Source organism: Micromonospora sp. D93 (assembly GCF_018070365.1).
In the GTDB taxonomy this organism is placed as follows: domain Bacteria; phylum Actinomycetota; class Actinomycetes; order Mycobacteriales; family Micromonosporaceae; genus Micromonospora; species Micromonospora ureilytica.
The window spans coordinates 44,461-61,538 of sequence record NZ_JAGPXW010000014.1; the positions used below are offsets into that span (position 1 = coordinate 44,461).

General features: G+C 72.6%; 16 protein-coding genes. 4 read left to right on the top strand and 12 right to left on the bottom strand.

From position 1 onward, the window contains the following. Positions 1-23 precede the first annotated feature (23 nt). From KBX71_RS17610 to KBX71_RS17645, 8 genes are all read right to left on the bottom strand, one after another. Complete coding sequence (locus KBX71_RS17610; RefSeq protein WP_210819095.1) at positions 24-962, bottom strand: lysylphosphatidylglycerol synthase transmembrane domain-containing protein; 939 nt, start codon at positions 960-962, stop codon at positions 24-26. 66 nt (positions 963-1,028) lie between these two features. After that, complete coding sequence (locus tag KBX71_RS17615) at positions 1,029-1,847, bottom strand: class I SAM-dependent methyltransferase (RefSeq protein ID WP_210819096.1); 819 nt, start codon at positions 1,845-1,847, stop codon at positions 1,029-1,031. Beyond that, positions 1,844-2,890 carry a glycosyltransferase family 4 protein gene (locus KBX71_RS17620; RefSeq protein WP_307847131.1) on the bottom strand — a complete coding sequence of 349 codons (1,047 nt, stop codon included), beginning with the start codon at positions 2,888-2,890 and terminating at the stop codon, positions 1,844-1,846. The genes KBX71_RS17615 and KBX71_RS17620 overlap by 4 nt, the downstream gene beginning before the upstream one ends. Further along, entirely contained in the window at positions 2,887-3,285 is a 399-nt protein-coding gene (locus KBX71_RS17625; RefSeq protein ID WP_196926417.1) for a 6-carboxytetrahydropterin synthase, read from the bottom strand. Before KBX71_RS17625 ends, KBX71_RS17620 begins: the two co-directional genes overlap by 4 nt. Positions 3,286-3,287: 2 nt before the next feature. After that, positions 3,288-4,271 (bottom strand): zinc-binding alcohol dehydrogenase, encoded by a 984-nt coding sequence (locus KBX71_RS17630; protein WP_210819097.1) that lies wholly within the window; start codon positions 4,269-4,271, stop codon positions 3,288-3,290. Between the two features lie 179 nt (positions 4,272-4,450). Next, on the bottom strand, positions 4,451-6,004 hold the full coding sequence (locus KBX71_RS34595; RefSeq protein WP_307847132.1) for a hypothetical protein: 1,554 nt from the start codon (positions 6,002-6,004) through the stop codon (positions 4,451-4,453). Positions 6,005-6,013: 9 nt separating this feature from the next. Continuing rightward, positions 6,014-6,877: an alpha/beta hydrolase gene (locus tag KBX71_RS17640; protein ID WP_210819098.1), complete on the bottom strand. Its 864-nt coding sequence runs from the start codon at positions 6,875-6,877 to the stop codon at positions 6,014-6,016. A gap of 54 nt (positions 6,878-6,931) precedes the next feature. Beyond that, the gene (locus tag KBX71_RS17645) at positions 6,932-7,528 is read right to left on the bottom strand and encodes a helix-turn-helix domain-containing protein (protein ID WP_210819099.1); all 597 of its coding nucleotides are present in this window, start codon (positions 7,526-7,528) and stop codon (positions 6,932-6,934) included. A 75-nt stretch (positions 7,529-7,603) separates the two neighbouring features. On the opposite strand from KBX71_RS17645, the gene KBX71_RS17650 reads away from it, so the two are divergent. Beyond that, a complete protein-coding gene (locus KBX71_RS17650) occupies positions 7,604-9,178 on the top strand; it encodes a bifunctional NAD(P)/FAD-dependent oxidoreductase/class I SAM-dependent methyltransferase (RefSeq protein WP_210819100.1) in 1,575 nt (524 codons plus the stop codon). A gap of 265 nt (positions 9,179-9,443) precedes the next feature. Continuing rightward, positions 9,444-11,186 carry a hypothetical protein gene (locus KBX71_RS17655; protein WP_210819101.1) on the top strand — a complete coding sequence of 581 codons (1,743 nt, stop codon included), beginning with the start codon at positions 9,444-9,446 and terminating at the stop codon, positions 11,184-11,186. Positions 11,187-11,262: 76 nt separating this feature from the next. Here KBX71_RS17655 and KBX71_RS17660 read toward each other — a convergent pair whose 3' ends face one another. Beyond that, positions 11,263-11,622: a hypothetical protein gene (locus tag KBX71_RS17660; RefSeq protein ID WP_210819102.1), complete on the bottom strand. Its 360-nt coding sequence runs from the start codon at positions 11,620-11,622 to the stop codon at positions 11,263-11,265. Between the two features lie 250 nt (positions 11,623-11,872). Between KBX71_RS17660 and KBX71_RS17665 the strand changes: the two genes are divergently transcribed. Beyond that, positions 11,873-13,267, top strand: coding sequence for an NAD(P)/FAD-dependent oxidoreductase (locus tag KBX71_RS17665; protein WP_210819103.1), 1,395 nt, complete (start codon positions 11,873-11,875; stop codon positions 13,265-13,267). A 35-nt stretch (positions 13,268-13,302) separates the two neighbouring features. Here the strand turns inward: KBX71_RS17665 and KBX71_RS17670 are convergent, their stop codons facing one another. From KBX71_RS17670 to KBX71_RS17680, 3 genes are read right to left on the bottom strand one after another with little or no spacing between them, the layout of a single operon-like run. Continuing rightward, the gene (locus KBX71_RS17670; protein ID WP_210819104.1) at positions 13,303-14,070 is read right to left on the bottom strand and encodes a nucleotidyltransferase domain-containing protein; all 768 of its coding nucleotides are present in this window, start codon (positions 14,068-14,070) and stop codon (positions 13,303-13,305) included. 36 nt (positions 14,071-14,106) lie between these two features. Next, on the bottom strand, positions 14,107-15,447 hold the full coding sequence (locus tag KBX71_RS17675; protein WP_210819105.1) for a hypothetical protein: 1,341 nt from the start codon (positions 15,445-15,447) through the stop codon (positions 14,107-14,109). Between the two features lie 5 nt (positions 15,448-15,452). Then, positions 15,453-15,929, bottom strand: coding sequence for a hypothetical protein (locus KBX71_RS17680; protein ID WP_210819106.1), 477 nt, complete (start codon positions 15,927-15,929; stop codon positions 15,453-15,455). A gap of 103 nt (positions 15,930-16,032) precedes the next feature. Here KBX71_RS17680 and KBX71_RS17685 point away from each other — a divergent pair, with 103 nt between their 5' ends. Continuing rightward, entirely contained in the window at positions 16,033-16,899 is an 867-nt protein-coding gene (locus tag KBX71_RS17685; protein ID WP_210819107.1) for a copper resistance protein CopC, read from the top strand. The last annotated feature ends 179 nt before the right edge of the window (positions 16,900-17,078 follow it).

The window sequence follows — 17,078 nt, forward strand, 5'->3', positions numbered from 1 at the left end:
CGCGTACGGTCTCACAACCGACTTCAACAACCGCCGCCGGAGGCGGCTTCCCGGGCGGCGGCCGGAACTCGACGCCGACGGGCCAGCAGCACGGCGGCGCCGGGCAGGCTGGCCACCAACACCAGTGCACCGTAGACGGTGGCGGTGGCGACGCCCTCGGCCGCGCTGAGGCCGGCCGCGCCGAACACCCACGCCGCCACCCCCTCACGCGGCCCGAAGCCGGCCACGTTCAACGGTAGGCCCATGGCGAGCAGGGCGAGCAGCGTCAACGGCAGCAGTCGGGACAGCGGGGCGTCCGACCCGGCGGTGCGCGCCGCCACCAGGAAGGTGGCCAGGTGACCGGCGACCATCACGGCCGAGGCGACAAGCACACCGAACCAGGTGCGTCGCGCCAGCAGCCCGGACCGCACGTCCGCCACGGCGGTACGCAGTGCCGTAGCCCAGCGCGACCCGCCGCCGTTCGGGAGGACCCGGGCCACCAGAACGGCGACCAGCCCACCGGCGACGACGAGCGCGGCGGCGACCGGCAGGTACGGCCGTACCGGGGATGGGAACGCCGCGAGCACCACCAGAGCGACTCCGACCAGGACCACCTGCCCGGCGATACGTTCCCAGACCACCGCGCGGATGCCCCGGCTGACGTCACCGGCGTCGCGGCCGTGGCGTACCGCCCGGTGCACGTCGCCGAGCACCCCGCCGGGCAGGGTGGCGTTGAGGAACACGGCCCGGTAGCAGTGCGCCACCGCGGTGGCCAGTGGCAGGCGGACGCCGAGGCCGCCGGCGACCAGGCTCCACCGCCACGCCGCACAGACGGTGGTGAGCACTCCGATGACAAGCGCCGCCGCCAACGCCCGCGCGTCGATCAGTCGTACTCCGGCGAGGAACGGGCCAGTGCCCACCTGCCACAGCAGGACGGCGAGCAGACCCACCCCGCCGACCACTCGTGCCCAGGCCCAGAACATCGGCGCCGGCCCTCCCTTTGAAGATCGTCCACTTGCCCTAGTGCACGTACCCAGGGCGTGAACGGTTCATCCACCGGCGAGGAGGTCAGTGTGTTCGACAAGCACTGTGAGTCGCCCGGCCGCCGCGTCGGCCAACCGACGTCGGGCGTACGCCTGGGCGGGGACGGCCAGGTCGGGGCGCTGCTCGCAGGCCGCGCCGAGCCAGCCCCGGAACCACTCGGCGGCCAGGTCGGCCCGCTCCGGGCCGAGTTGCCACGGGCTGGGCCGTTCCCGCACGTCGACTCCGTGCCGGGCGAACGCGGCGGCGGTGGCGTCGGCGGCATCCGGGCCGAGCAGCCGTCGGCCGTCGACGGTACGCCGCTGGTGCTCGTTGAACGCGGCTTCGACTGCCTCGTCCAGTGGGTCGGCCGGTGTGAACCGGACCCGCCCGGTCACCGAGATGGCGAACAGGGCGGGCCGGCCGACACAGGCGGCCACCACCCGTTCGACCTCCTCCGCGGTGAGCATGTCCAGCAGCGCGGACGCGGTGACCAGGGAACCGTCGGCGAGGTCGGCGGCGGTCAGCCGGGTGAGGTCACCGCAGCGGGTGCGGACGGTGACCGGGGCGCCGTCGGCGGCGGTCACCCCGCTCATGCCCTCGGCGGCACGGGCCAGCAGGTCGGCGTCTCGGTCGTGCAGCACCCAGTGCTGTGGTCCGGGCAGCCGGGCGGCCATCCAGCGACCCATCGAGCCGGTGCCGCTACCCAGGTCGTGGATCACCGTCGGGGCGTCCCCGGTGAGCCGGGCTCGGACGGCGTCCAACAGGTCCTCGGCGCGCGCCGCCGCGTCGGCCGGCTCACGCAACCGCAGCCAGTCGGCGAACGGCAGGGTCTCCTCGACGGTCATTCCGCCACCTCCTTCAGCACGCCGGCCAGCAGCGCGGTGGTCACCGGCCAGTCGGTCAGGGTGTCGCGCCGGGCGAGAGCGGCACGCCGTAGCCGGGCGCGCAGCGCGTCGTCGTCCAGCCAGCGAATCAGCGCGGCGGCCAGCGCCGCCGGGTCACCGGGCGGGACCAGCAGTCCGGGCCGGTCACCGCCGGGCGCGTGGCCGAGCGTCTCCGGCAGCCCGCCCACCTCGGTGGTCACCACCGGCACGCCGCGGGCCAGCGCCTCGGTGACGACCATGCCGTACGTCTCGCCTCTCGACGGCAGCACCAGCAGGTCGGCTGCCGCGTAGGCGTCGTCCAACGCCGCGCCGGTCAGCGGGCCGACCAGCCGCACCCGCTCGGTGAGGCCCGCTCCGGTCAACCGGTCGCGCAGCACGTGCACGAGGTCCGGTTCCCGGGCCAGCGTGCCCGCGCAGACCATCGTCCAGGACCGGCCCACCAGCGTGGCCAACGCGTCGACCAGCACGTCGTACCCCTTGTGGTGGGTGACCGCCGCGACGCAGAGCAACCGGTCGCCGGACGCCGAGCCGGCGACCGGCGGCGCGGGCCGCACCCCGGGCGGCGCGGCCCGGATCCGGTCGGCGAGCGTCGGGTGGCGGCCCAGCAGGGCGCGGCGGGCCCATTCGCTTGTGGTGACGACCGCACGGGCGGTGGCCAGCGCGCGGGCCTCCGGTTCGTCGTCGAGCGGCAGGTGCACCAGGACCACCAGCCGCAGCCGACGCTCGTACGGGGCGAGCAGGTCCGGCACGGTCGAGGCGATCAGGCCGTCGATCAGCACCACCGCGTCGTCGGGCGCGGCGGCGAGCACCTCGCCCAGCGTCGCCCGGTCGGCCGGGTCGGGGTGCGGCCACGCGCCCGGCACCGGGTGCTCGTGGACCGACCAGCCGCGCTCGCCCAGCCCCGCGCAGATCCGCCGGTCGTAGAAGTTGCCGCCGCTGGGCGTGGCCGGGTCGTCGATGTCACCGGGCAGGACGACGTGCACCGCCCGGCCCGCATCGGTCACAGCGACCGCTCGTAGCTCGCCCAGGCGATGTGCGACTCGTGCAGGGTGACAGTGATGCCGGTCAGGTCGCGGGCCCCCGCGCCCAACTCACCGGCGTGCACCCGCTCGACCAGTCGGTCCGCGACCGTACGGGCCAGCACCTCAGTGGTGGTGTTCACCCCGGCGAAGGCCGCCTCGTCGTCGAGGTTGCGGTAGGTCAGCTCGCCCAGCACCGCCCGCAGCTGCTCGGTGGCCAGGCCGATGTCCACCACGATCCCGTCGGCGTCCAGGTCGGGCCTGCGGAACGTCGCGTCCACCACGAACGTCGCGCCGTGCAGGCGTTGGGCGGGACCAAACACCTCGCCTCGGAAACTGTGGGCGATCATCATGTGGTCCCGAACGGTAACGCTGAACACTGTCACTCCCCGTCGTCGTAGGTGATGAGGTGGCAGAGGGCGGGCAGGTCACCCGAGGTCAGTCTGGCGAGCACGTCGGGCAGCTCCGCGAACCGGGACGCGCCGGTGATCAACGCGTCGAAGGCCGGGTCGTCGAGCAGGTCCAGGGCGAGCGCCAGCCGATCGGCGTAACTGCGCCGTCCCCGCCGGGCGGGGGCGACCATGCCGACCTGACTGCTGCGCACGGTGAGTCGACCGGAGTGGAACGACCCGCCCAGCGACACCTGCACCGGGCGGTCGCCGTACCAGCTCAGCTCGATGACCGTGCCCTCCGGCGCGAGCAGGTCCAGCGACTGTTGCAGGCCGGCGGCGGTGGCGCTGGCGTGCATGACCAGGTCCCGGTCACCGCGAGCGTCGGCCGGGTTGGCGAAGTCGACGCCGAGCGCCCCGGCCACGCCGGCCCGGCGCGCGTCGGGGTCGACCAACTCGACCTGTACGCCGGGGAACCGGGCGAGCAGCGCCGCGACGCAGCAGCCCACCATGCCGGCGCCGATCACGGTGACCCGGTCACCGACCAGCGGCGCCGCGTCCCACAGCGCGTTGATGGCGGTCTCCACAGTGCCGGCGAGCACCGCTCGGGCGGCCGGCACCCCCTCCGGCACCGGCACCACGGCACTCACCGGCACCACGTACGCGCTCTGGTGCGGGTGCAAACAGAACACCGTCCGCCCGAGCAGCTCCGGCGGGCCCTGCTCGACCACACCGACGCTCAGGTAGCCGTACTTCACCGGGCCGGGGAAGTCGCCCTCCTGGAACGGCGCGCGCATCGCGGCGTACTGGTCGGTGGGCACCCGGCCGGCGAAGACCAGCGTTTCGGTGCCCCGGCTCACCCCGGAGTAACTGGCCCGGACCAGCACCTCGTCGGGGCCCGGGGCGGGCAACGACACCGGCCGGATCTCGGCCGCGCCGGGCTCACGCACCCAGCAGGCGTACGCCTCACGGATCACCGTCGCGCACCTCACGTCTGCTCCGGGCCGAACCGATCGGCCATGTCGGGGTCCCCCGGTCGGGGGTTGTCGATCATAAACACGGAAGTTCGGCACGCACAGTTCGAAGCCCGTCCGACGGAACCACCATTCGGGTCCGGCCCTCGTGGCACGTCACCCCACGACCGCGACGGGCGACGTCACTGATTCGGGAGTGGCGCCACCACCTCGGTCGACCGCCAGGCCCTGCGCGCGACGTCGTAGACCATCCGGCGATCGACCTGCTTCGGGACCGGCTGGCCGAGCCGCCACGGTTCGGACGTGGCGTACAGATCGACTGTCACCGAGCCCGGCGTCGCGGCGCCCAGCTCGCCGACCCAGTGCCGGCTCTCCGCGATCAGCCCCTGCACGGGCTCGGCGTCGGGCGCTGTCACCTCCACCGCCGTGGTGTCGACAAGTGTCGAGCCGACCAGCAAGGCCAGGAGCCGGCCGAGAACCGCCGCGGGCAGCGCGCGGTCCGTCGTCTCGACGGCCACGTAGCAGTCGTCGTGCCCTGAGAACAACAGGCGCGAGCCTGCCAGCGCGGGTAGGACCGGCTCGTCGTACGTGGCCGCGCCAATGACGACGATCATCTCGTCGACCCGCGCGGCGGAAGGCGTATCCGGCAAATCGATCAATGTCAGATTGTAGGGGTACCAGCCGTGCAGGAACCGGGGCAGCTGCTCCCGGCGGATCAGCAGGGCCTCTTCGCTGAAGCCGACGACCCCTCCCGCCAGCGCACCGACCTGACGCACCTCGAAGCTGACGCCCTGCTCCGCCGCGATCCGCGACGGCCGCCACTGCTGATACTCCTCGTCCAGGAAGCTGTTGGTCTCCAGGCCGACAACCATGACGGTGTCGTTCCCACCGAGCATGAGCACATCGGCCAGCTCGGCGGCCTGCGCCGCGGTCGCGGTCACCATCCAGGACCCGCCTGTCTCGCGGACGCTGAAGCTCAACGGGAAGGGCGCGCGTTCCCATCCCACGCTGTTCGCGGAGAACGCGCCATGAGGTCCGACCTCGACCGTCGCGGCACAGTCCCCCGCGATCGGGTAGCCGATCTCGGTGAGGTCCACCAGCAGGTCGGCGACACTGAGCTGCGGATTCAGGGCCCTTGTCACGGTGTCGGTGAGCGGTCGATGGGCGACGATGTGCTCGACCGCCGGCCGGTCCACAATCATCTCGTGGTAGTCGGCGGCGAACTCGACGAAGCGGTCGACGATGTCGTCGAACAGGATGTCGAGCAGTCCGGATCCGTCCGGGCCGTTGTCCTCGTACGATCCGCTCGGTGGGGGGAAGGCGATGCCGTCGCCGGCGTGCCAGCGATCGTCCTCCACCAGCCGCCACAGCACCGTCGTCGCGACAAGCTGCCCGTTCTCGTCGCAGAAGGCCGGTTCCGTCACGTGTGGTCGCAGAACCTCCGGGATACCGTCGACCAGGCCCGGCCACAGCTCGTGGTCTGGATGGCGGTACGGCGACATCGCCGACTCGTGGTCGAAGAGTCGGATGAAGGCGCCGTCGGCGGTGAACACGACTGTCCACTCGTCGCCGCCGCCATTGCTCATCAACGCCGCCTCGTCCGGGCCCCAGTCCGAGGTGTACGCGTAGTAGGGGTCCCCGCCGTCGATGGCGCGCTCGAGCACTGCCAACGCCTTGCAGCGCTGCCGCAGCAGGTCGATGTCAGGAAGTTTGGCGGCGACGTCGTAAACGGTCACCGCGTCACCTTAGTGAGGCGGCAGCGCCGCGGCGTCGGGGGCGAGGGCCCGGGTGAAGAACGCCAGACTGTCGCGGATCAGCGGCTCCAGCGGCACTCCGGCGAAACAGTGGTCGGCCCCCCGCACCACCGACAACTCGACCTCGGCACCCGCCGCGGTCAACGCAGCGGCGAGTTCCTCGCTCTGCCCCACCGGTACGACCACGTCCTGGTCGCCGTGCATCAGCAGCATGGGTGGGGCCTGGCCGGTGACGTAGGTGATCGGACTGGCCGCCCGACCCAGTTCCGGGTGTTCGGGCAGTGTGCCGCCGAGCAGCAGGGACTCGGGTGAGTTCGCCGAGTCGTGGTCGATCGTTCCGGACGGGTGTGCCTGCGACTGCATGGTCAACAGGTTCGACGGCGCGTACCAGCAGACCGCCGCCCGGACGCGGCTGTCGTCCCGGTCGTTGCCCGTCAGCGCGACCAGCGAGGCCAGGTGTCCGCCGGCCGATTCACCCCACACCCCAATCCGCTCACCGTCCACGCCCACCCCGTCGCCCCGCCGGTGTAGCCAGCGCACCGCCGCCTTGACGTCGTCGAGCTGGGCGGGAAAGTGCGCCTCGCCGCTGAGCCGATACTGGGCGGAGGCGACAGCGAATCCGGCGCGTATGGCGGCGGTGAACGGGTCCGCCTCCATGAGCCAGTCCGCCGGGTGCTTGGGCGAGCCGAACAGCCACGCGCCGCCGTGGATCCACACCAGGACCGGGACTGGCGCGGGAGCCTCCGCCGGCACGACAAGGTCCAACGTCAGCGGGCGGAAGCCCGGGACCTCGTTGACGACGATGTCGCGGTGCACGACCCGGTCGCTCCAGCCTCGGGATGCCGCATCGATCATCGTGCCATCCTCGCACCGACGATCCGGCCGTACCCGCCTCGGAAGCCGAGTCGATCACTGCTTCTTGTCGGGCGTGGCCGGGCGGGCGCGGACGTGCAGGCGCTCCCCCTGCGGCCCGAACAGACTGAGGGCCTCGGCGGTGCCGGGCCCTGGGTTGAAGAAGAGGTGCGGAATGCGGGTGTCGAACTCGGCCACCTCCCCCGGGGTCAGCGTCAGATCACGGTCACCGAGCAGCAGACGTATTCGGCCGGAGAGCACGTAGAGCCACTCGTACCCCTCGTGGGCCTGCGGGATCCGGCCCCCGGCGGACGGGTCCGGCGGGAAGATCTGTTTGAAGGCCTGGACGCCGCCCGGTCGGCGGGTCAGCGGCAGGTACGTCACGCCGTGGATGACTATCGGTTTGGGGCGTACCCGGGGGTCGCCGGTGGCGGGGGCGTCGACCAGTTCGTCAAGCGCCACCTGGTAGGCCCTCGCCAGCGGAAGCAGGAGCTCAAGGGTGGGTCGACGGCTACCGGACTCGAGCCGGGACAGGGTGCTCACCGAGATGCCGGTCAGGTCGGCGAGTTGGGTGAGCGTGGTCCCGCGTTGGTGACGCAGGGCACGCAGCCGGGGGCCGACGGCCGCCAGCGCGGCGCTGTCCTCGTTTGCCATAACGGCAAGGATAGTTGCCACCTTGCCGGCGGCGACGGATGGTGGGCGCAGGCGACAAGCAAGAGGGAGACAGCGGTGGACGAGACATACGACGTGGTGGTGGTGGGCGGCGGCGCCGCGGGGCTCAGCGGAGCCCTGGCGCTGAGCCGGGCCCGACGGTCGGTGCTGGTGATCGACTCCGGTGAGCCGCGCAACGCGCCGGCCGACCGGATCCACAACTACCTGGGCCGGGAGGGGACGCCGCCGGGCGAGTTGCTCGCGATCGGGCGGGCCGAGGTGGCCGGGTACGGCGGGCAGGTCCGCACCGGACGGGTGGCGGCCGCGACCCGGGACGACGACGGGTTCCGGCTGAGCCTCGACGGCGGGGAGTCGGTGCGGGCCCGTCGGCTGCTGGTGACCACCGGCCTGACCGACGAACTGCCCGACGTGCCCGGCCTGGCCGAGCGGTGGGGTCGTGACGTGCTGCACTGCCCGTACTGCCATGGCTGGGAGGTTCGGGACCGTCGGATCGGCATCCTGGCGACCAGCCCGCTGAGCGTGCACCAGGCCGAGATGTGGCGGCAGTGGAGCCCCAACGTGCTGTTGTTGCTGCACGACGCCCCGGCGCCGGACGCGGAGGCCGCCGAGCGGCTCGCCGCCCGGAGCATCGCTGTGGTGCCTGGCCCGGTTGCCGCGGTGGAGGTGACCGACGACGCGCTGACCGGCGTACGGCTCGCCGACGGCCGGGTGGTGGCGCTCGACGCGATCGTGGTGGGGACGCGGCTGACTCCCCGCTCGGATGTGCTGGTGGGGCTGGGTCTGGCCCCGGAGGAGGTGACGATGGGTGAGCACGTCATCGGCGCCCAGATCCCCGCCGACGCCACCGGCGCGACCACCGTCCCGGGTGTCTGGGTGGCGGGCAACGTGGCCGACATCCGCGGTCAGGTGATCACGTCCGCCGGGGCCGGCCTGGCCGCCGCGGCGGCGATCAACGCCGATCTCATCGCCGAGGACACCCGCGACGCGGTGGCCGCGTACCGGCAGTTGGTGGCCACGACGTTCGAGGAGCCGGCGTGGGAGGAGCGCTACCAGTCCCGGCCCTCGGTGTGGAGTGGTCGGCCGAACCCGCAACTGGTCGCCGAGGTCAGCGACCTGGCCCCGGGGCGCGCCTTGGACGTGGGCAGCGGCGAGGGCGGTGACGCGGTGTGGCTGGCCGAGCGTGGCTGGCAGGTGACGGCTGTGGACATCTCCACCACGGCGTTGAGCCGGGCCGCCGCGCACGCCGAGACCGCCGGCGTGGGCGACCGGATCGAGTTCACCCACGCGGACCTACGGGACAAGCCGCCCACCGAGGAGGCGTACGACCTGGTGTCCGCCCAGTTCATGCACCTTCCCCCGGAGCAGCGGCGGGAGTTGTTCGGCCGGCTGGCCGCGGCGGTGGCACCGGGCGGCGTCCTGCTGATCGTCGGGCACCACCCGTCGGACCTGTGGGGGTCGGCGCACCGGATGCACATGCCGGACATGATGTACACCGCTCAGGACGTGGCCGCCGATCTGGAGCCGGCCCACTGGGAGGTGCTGGCCGCGGAGGAACGCTCCCGGCCCGCCACCAACCCGGACGGCGAGGACATCACCTACCACGACGCGGTCCTGGTAGCCCGCCGACGCTGACCCTCCCCGCCGCTCCCCGTGTCTCCCATGTGGACCTGCGTCGATCATGGAGTTGTGGTGGGTGACAAAGGTGGTGGAGCACCACCTTTCCGGCACCACGAGTCCATGATCGGCGCGGGAACGGGGGAACACGGGGCGACAACGTGAGAGGTGGTGGGGCAGGACTTCGCATGAGGTCCGCTCGGCGGTAGCGTTGCGCCACACTGACGGCCCGTGGGGCAGGCGACCGCCGACCCTGACGCCCCGATCGTACGGAGGATGGTGCATGTCCATCGGCGCTGAGCCGCACGCAGCACGCGACGATGCGGGCTCCCGGCCCACCTTCGAGCTCACCCTGCGCGGGTACGACAAACGCCAGGTGGACCGGCACCTGGAGCAGCTCAACGGTCAGATTACGATGCTGAGCGGGGAGCACGGGCGATCCGCCGTCCGCGTCCGTGAACTGACCGCCGAGGTGCAGCGGCTGCGTGCCGAGCTGGCCGAGCTTCAGGAGCAACCCGTGCAGGTGGACCGCGCTTCGTTCCACGACCTGGGCCCGATGGTCGGCGAGATCATGGCGCTCGCCGAGAAGCAGGCCGGAATGATCACCGAGTCGGCCACCGACCGGGCGAACGAGCTGCGCAGCGAGTCCGAACGGATCCTCGCCGACACCCGTGAGCGGGCCGCGCAGGCACGTCAGGATCTGGCCGAGGAGTTGGCCTCCAGGCGAGCCGAGCAGGAGCAGGCGCACGAGGAGCGGCGCACCCACGCCGAAGCCGAGTTGACAGCGATCCGCGAGCACGCCGAGCAGTTGCGGGCCGACGGTGAGGCCGCGCACGAGCGCGCCCAGCACGAGGCCAAGCGGATCACCGAGCAGAGCGCGCAGCAGCTCAACCAGACCCGGGTCGCCGCCGACGCGCTGATGAAGTCGGCCCGTACCCAGATCCAGCAGGAACTCCAGTCGGCCCGCTCCAAGAACCAGCAGGAGATGGCCCAGTGGCAGGCCAACGTGGAGCGAGAGGTCAACGAAAGACGTACCGCCGCCGAGCAGGACATCGCCGAACAGCAGGCCGCCGCCGAGCAGGAGCTGGCCGAGCAGCGCAGCGCGACCGAGCAGCAGATCGCCTCGCTGCTGGCCGAGGCGCAGCAGCACGTGACCGAGCTGCGCAACCGCGCCGACGAGCAGGCCGCCAGCCATCAGCAGCAGCTCGCCGCCCTGCAACAGGAGCTTGAGGAGCGCCGGCAGGAGGCCAGCGAGCTGCAGGCCGAGCTGGGCACCGGCCGCCAGCAGCTCGCCGAGATCCGCCAGGAGGGCGAGACGCTGGAGAACGAGCTGTCCCGGATGCAGCAGCGACTCAACGAGGTCCGCCGGGACCTGACCGCCGAGAGCGCCCGGCTGGACGAGGCCCGGCGGGCCGGGGACTCCGCCGAGCGGCACGCCAAGGAGGTCCGCGCCCGCGTACAGCGGGAGGCGAAGCGGGTGGCCGACCTCGCCGCCGCCGCGGTCATGGCCGCGGCAGCCGGCGGTACGGAGACCGCTGAGTACCCGATGGTGGGTTCCCGCTCCAGCGCCGACCGACCCGCCCCCGAGCGGGTAGGCGTCGAGCGGCTCAACGTCGACCGTGTCGGCGTCGACCGGCACTCCGCGGAGCGGCCCACCCTGGACGATGTGGACGCCGACCGCGCCACTCCCGACCGCGCCCCGCTCGACCCCGCACCCGCCGACCGCAGCCCGGTCCAGAGCGGCTACGCCGACCTGACCCCGGTAGGCCAGGCCAATGGCGACCGGGCCCCAGCCGAGGAGGCGAACGACGATCGGGCCCCGGCCGAGCAGGCGAACGACGAGCATGGTGGCGCACCGGCGGTGGCGGACGAGTCGGTGGCTTCCGACCGTACGGCAGCCCGGGAGGTGAGCGCCGACGACGCCGAGCCGACCTTCCCTCGGCACATCGGCACGGACGCACCGACGCCCGTACCGTTCCTGGCCTTCGGTCAGCCGGTCAGCGAAAACGGCGCCGCCCGCCACTGACCTCAGCCGCGGTTGCACCCGGGCCCGGAGCGGATCCGCACGGGCCCGGGCCGACGCCCGGTCGCGCCTCAGCCACTCAAGAGGGCGGCTCGGCTGACCGAGCGAGGTACCTCCGCAGCTCGGCGACCTCCTCGTTGGTGGGGACGGGGGCGAAGTCGAGGTACTCGCGCTCACCTGCCGAGACGATCCGCACCCATTGCCCGTCGCGCCCGTACGGCGGCTGCGGGACCACCACGTCCAGGTGCTCCTCGGCGACCCGTTCCGGCGGCACGCCGAACAGACTCGCCGCGCCCTCGCGTGCCACCCTGCGCACCTCCCTCAGGCTGCCGGTGGCGCCGACCAGCACCTCCCCGTCAGGTCCTTCGACCAGCACCGCGTACGAGCGATCCGGCTCATGGCGGACCCGCGCACGGAACCGCAGTGGGATGTCGCGCATCCAACAACTATCCATTGCTGGGCTCGCCGCGTGGGTCGTCGGCGTACTGACCAGCGGTGATCAGGTGATGAGAAGTAGGTCGTAGAAGGTCGGAAGACCTACTTCTCATCACTTGATCAAGCTACGAATGGTGGCCGGGCGGATTCTGTGCGGAACCGGGTCGCCGTACCCGTTGGAGCTGGCAGGCTGGGCTGGCCGCCGCGTACCAGCGGTGGCCGCCGGCCCGGCCGGTGACCGAGAGGAGCGCCCGGTGACCGACCAACCGGAGGAGTTCGACCTGCTCGTCGTCGGTGGCGGCAAGGCCGGAAAGACGTTGAGCATGGACGTCGCCCGATCCGGGCAGCGGGTCGCCATGGTCGAGCACGGCATGATCGGCGGCAGCTGCATCAACGTCGCGTGCATCCCGACGAAGGCGTTGGTGACCAGCGCGCGGGCCGCCCTCCAGCTGCGGGACGCGTCGGCGCTCGGCCTGACTGTGGAGGGCGGCCGGGTCGACGTCGACCTGTTGCGCGCGCACAAGCAGGACGTGGTCGAGGGGATGGTCGCCGCCAACCGGCAGCAGTTCCTCGACTCCGGCCTGCACCTGGTGATCGGCGAGGCCCGGTTCGTCGGCCCACGGACCGTACGGGTGGCACTCGCCGACGGCGGCGAGCGGCTGCTGCGCGGCAGCGACGTGGTGATCAACACGGGCACCCGCCCCCACCTGCCGTCCGTGCCCGGGATGGCCGAGGCCGGGGTGCTCACCAGCGACGAGCTGCTGCACCTGGACCGGTTGCCGGCCCGACTGGTGGTCCTCGGCGGCGGCACCGTCGGAGTGGAGTTCGCGCAGATGTTCGCGTTGTTCGGCAGCGCGGTGACGCTGGTCGAGGGCGGTCCACGGCTGCTCACCCGGGAGGACCCCGACATGAGCGACGCGGTGATGCGCGTCTTCCTCGATGACGGCATCGACGTGCGGGTCGGTGTCGCGGTCGCGCGGCTCGACCGGGAGGCCGACGGCTCGCTCCGGGTGACGCTTGACGACGGCAGCGCCGTGATCGGGGACGACGTGCTGGTGGCGGCCGGTCGGGAACCGGTCACCGACGGGCTCGGCCTGGACGTGGCCGGCGTACGTCTCAGCGAACGGGGATTCGTGGAGGTCGACGAGCACCTGCGGACCAGCGCCGAGCGCACCTGGGCGGCCGGAGACGTCGCCGGCAGCCCGCAGTTCACCCACGTCTCGTTGGACGACTTCCGGATCATCCGGGCGAACCTCGCGGGAGGCCAGCGCAGCACCGCCGACCGGCTGATCCCGTACGCCGTCTTCACCACTCCGGAGCTGGCGCGGGTCGGGCTGACCGAGACCGAGGCGCGCCGCGCCGGCTACGACGTCCAGGTCGCCCACCTGCCGGTCGCCGCCATCCCCCGGGCCCGCACCCTACGCCAGACCCAGGGCATGTGGAAGGCGGTCATCGACACCAACACCGACCGGATCCTCGGTGCGGCGCTGCTCGGCGCCGAGGCCGGCGAGGTGATCACCTCGGTGCAACTGGCCATGCTCGCCGGGATGCCGTGGACCACCCTGCGGGACGCGGTCATCACCCACCCGACCATGACCGAGGGCCTCAACCTGCTCTTCGCCTCGCTGGAGTCCCGCCCGGTCCGCTGAACGCCGCGGACCCGTCCGCGCAACCGGCGCGACGGCTATCCGGCGATCTCGTCGCGTACTCGTTGTTGGAAGGCTCGGGCCTGTGCCCCGGTGGGCGGCGGCCCGCCGTGTCGCGCGGCGACCGCTCGACGGATCACCTCGGCCGGGTCGCCGGCGTCGATGAGCCGGTGACCGGCGGCCACCTTCGCGAGCCAGACGCCGTCGCGGTGGCGTACCAGCGACCGGCAGGCGCCGAGTACGGCGTCCTCGGTGCCGGGTGCGGGCTGGTCGGCCGGCGGTGTGGGCAGGGCCAGCCACCAGGACAGCGCTTCGATGAGTAGCCGGCGCAGGTCGGCCGGGGCGAGGTCGGCGAAGACCTCCCCCGCCGGTGGCCCGAGCAGCGGGAGTCCACTCTGGTGCAGGATGCTGCGGTCGAGGCCGTACCAGAATCGGCCGTCGGCAACCGGACGGTCGGCGGGGTCGAGGGTGCGCCGGAACGGCATGGCGGCCCCGGTGTTCAGTTCGACCTCGAAGCCGGGTTCGGGGGTGCCGGAGGCGGCCACCGCCCGGTCGTAGACGACCAGTTCCAGCCCGCGCGCCGGGCAGGGCAGCGCCTCGTGTCGCAGCCGAGCGACCAGCGTCCGCTTGGCGGCCTCGGTGAGCGGTCCGGCGCTGAGCAGTGCCACGTCCACGTCGCTGCGGCCGGCCTGGTACGCGCCGAGTCCCACCGAGCCGGCCGCGTACGCGCCGACGAGGTCGGCGCCGAGCACGTCGCGGGCGGTGGTGACCAGGTCGTCGAGGTAGCGCTGAAGATCGGAGTCCACGGGCCATCATGACGCACGGGTCGGAGCCCGGCGGGACTACCCCGCGTAGAGCAGCAGCAGGCCGGCGACGGTGTAGGCGACCATCAGTGCCAGTAGGGGAAGTTGGCCGGCCACCGCCCGGGCCCGGGGGAACAGGTACAGGGCGCGGTCGTGGGCGAGCAGCGTGCCGAGCAGGTGCCCGAGGATGATGACGGTGATCTGCAGGGTGGCCACCCCGGAGGGCGTCACCAGCCCGGTGTGCGGCTCCCAGTCGGCGGTGCCGAGCCAGTTGGCGCCGGTGCCCAGCGGGTCGGAGAGCAACGCGACGGTGCGCTGACCCTCCAGGATCAGCAGTGAGTAGTAGTGCGCCACGACGTACCCCACAGCGATCGGCACTATGGAGTGGGCGATCTCGCCCGGCACCCCACGGGCGTCGGGCGCGTCGGCGCGGCCGATGCGGGCGGCGGCGCCGGTGGCGGCGAGGTACGCCACCGCGACGGCGGCGATGACCAGGCTCAGGCCGGCGCTGCCGGTGACCGCCGGGTGCAGGCCGTTCTCCTGGCTGAAGCGCAACCAGCCCGGGGCGTTGGAGAGGCTGTCGTACATGGTCGAGCCGAGCAGCACGATCACCACGGCGACCAGCCCGGGGCGGGGTCGCAGGCCGGCGATCCCGTCGAGCGGGTTGCGCCACACCAGGACGCCGTCGGCGGCCCGGCCGAGCGGGGCGAGCTGACCGATCAGCGTGCTGTACGTCTCGAACGGATCGGCGTGGTCGAACCAGCCGGCGCCGAACACCACCGCGCCGACCAGCAGGACCACCGCGTACCCGGCCAGCCAGGCGGTGATGACCGGCAGGGTGGCCCGGTCGGGGGCGACCAGTTCCAGCCAGACGAACCCGAACAGGGTGGCCGCGGCCGGCCACCAGCCGACGCCGTCGGGCAGCTCGCGGAGCCCACGGTTCGGGTCGCGCCGTGCCGCCAGCGCCCCGAGCAGGTGCACACTACGCAGCGGGTTGACCGCCCGCCAGACGGGGCCGAGTAGCAGCGACAGCGGGGCCAGCCCGACCCAGAGCAGCACGTAGAGCGCGCCGGCGGTCGGGTTGTCCGCGGTGTCCGGCCCGCCCAGCAGACCGACGCAGAACCAGGCGGCGGCGAGCAGGCCGAGCCCGCGCAGCGCCCACCGGAACGCGGGCGCGTCGACGAGTCGGGCGAGCCAGCGTGGCGTCGGGCGACCGCCGGCGGCGTCCCGGTCGAGTCGGGGCTCGCGCCAGAGCAGGCCCAGCGCCACGAACGTGACGACGAGGGTCAGCGCGGCGGCGACGACGAGCTGCGGCAGCGTGATCGGCAGGTCCTGGCGGCCGCCGACGCCGTGTGCCAGCAGTGTGGGAGCGGCCGTCATGCCGCTCAGCGGACGACGAGCTGGAAGAGCACCAGCTCGGACTCGTGTGTCTCCACCTCGAACAGCCCGGTCTTGTCGGCTCGGAACTCCACCGAGCCGGGGGTGCCGGCCGGCAGCCGGGCGCCCAGGTCGTAGCCGTGCACGTGCAGCTCGTCGGCCACGTCGGAGGTGACAGTGATCCGGACCAGCTGGCCCTTACCGACGGTGATCCGTCCGGTCGGCGGATCGACCCGCTTCTTCGCGATCGTCACGGTGATCTGTTGGTCCACCGCGGCGGTGCTGGCGGAGGCGCTGGGCGTGGCGGTGACCGTCGGAGTCGGCGCGGTGGCGGTGGCGCTCGACGGGGCGGCGGACGTGGGCGCCGTCGAGGGCGTGGTCACGGAGGGGTCGTCATCGTGCCCGCAACCGGCGAGGAGTAGGGCGGCGAGGGTGACGGAGGCGAGGGTGGCCGAGGTGCGGGCGGCGGGGGTGCGGACGAACACGGGCGGACTCCGAACGACGCGAGGGGGACGGGTGTCGGGTTGATCGTCGGGGAGGAGAACTCTACGTCTTGTTCGGTGCCGGGGAAATGACCATGATGAACGGATGCGATCGAAGCGGGTCACTGTGCGTAAGGTCCTGAGTCGTGTCGTTGCGGCGCTGGCGGCGACAGTGGTGGTGACTCTGTTGCTGCCGGTCGCGCCGGCGTCCGCGCACGGGCAGCTGGCGACCTCCACCCCGCTGAAGGGCACCGTCGTCCGCGAGCCGCTGACCCAACTGGCGTTGTACTTCACCGAGAAGCCGGCGTCCAACGCGCACTTCGCCATCAGCGGTCCGGACGGGTCGCGAGTGGACAATGGTTGGTCCTACGGCGAGCCGAAGCGACTGGACAAGCCGGTCACCGAGTACTTCATGGTCAACGGCGTGTTCGAGCCACGGCTGTACCACACCGGCTTCCCGGCCATGGTGACTGTCGCGCACTGGCCGGCGAAGGGCCGCTACACCGCCAGCTACCTCTCCGTCGCCTCCGACGGTGAGGCGGTGCGGGGCGAGGTGACCTTCGACTACCAGGGCCGGGGCACGGCCGCGCCGGCCGGCTGGTCGGCGCCCACGGCGGGGCCGGATCCGGCGCTGCTCGCCCAGGCCGAGGGCGAGGGCTCGACCAACCCCGCAGCCAGCGGCAGTCCGGACGGCCCGACCGGCGCTCCGGCGAGCCCACCGGCCGGTGCCGCCGAGGAGCAGCGCGACACCGGGTTCCCGGCCTGGCTGATCCCGGCCCTGATCGTCGTCACGGTCGCCGTGCTCGTGCTGGTGGCGGCCCGCCGTCGGCCAGCGGAGCGCGGAGCCTCGCCGTCGGGTCGCCGGCCCGCCGGCGCAGCGGGCCGGGGCGGCGCCGCCGCCCGCACGTCCGCCAACCCGACTCGGAAGACCGGCAACCGGACCGGTGGTTCGGGGCGGCGCGGACGGCGGTAGGCCGCCGCGATAGCCGGGCATTTCTCGCGTACCGTCTCGAACTTTCGCACGGACATTGGAAACTTTTGATGTATCGAGGCGAAGCCATGGACAGTCCAATCGAAACACCTTAATGTCTCGACCCATCAACCCGGTGTTTCCACAATGTCACTCGTCGGCGTCGAGGACATTGCGGAGCC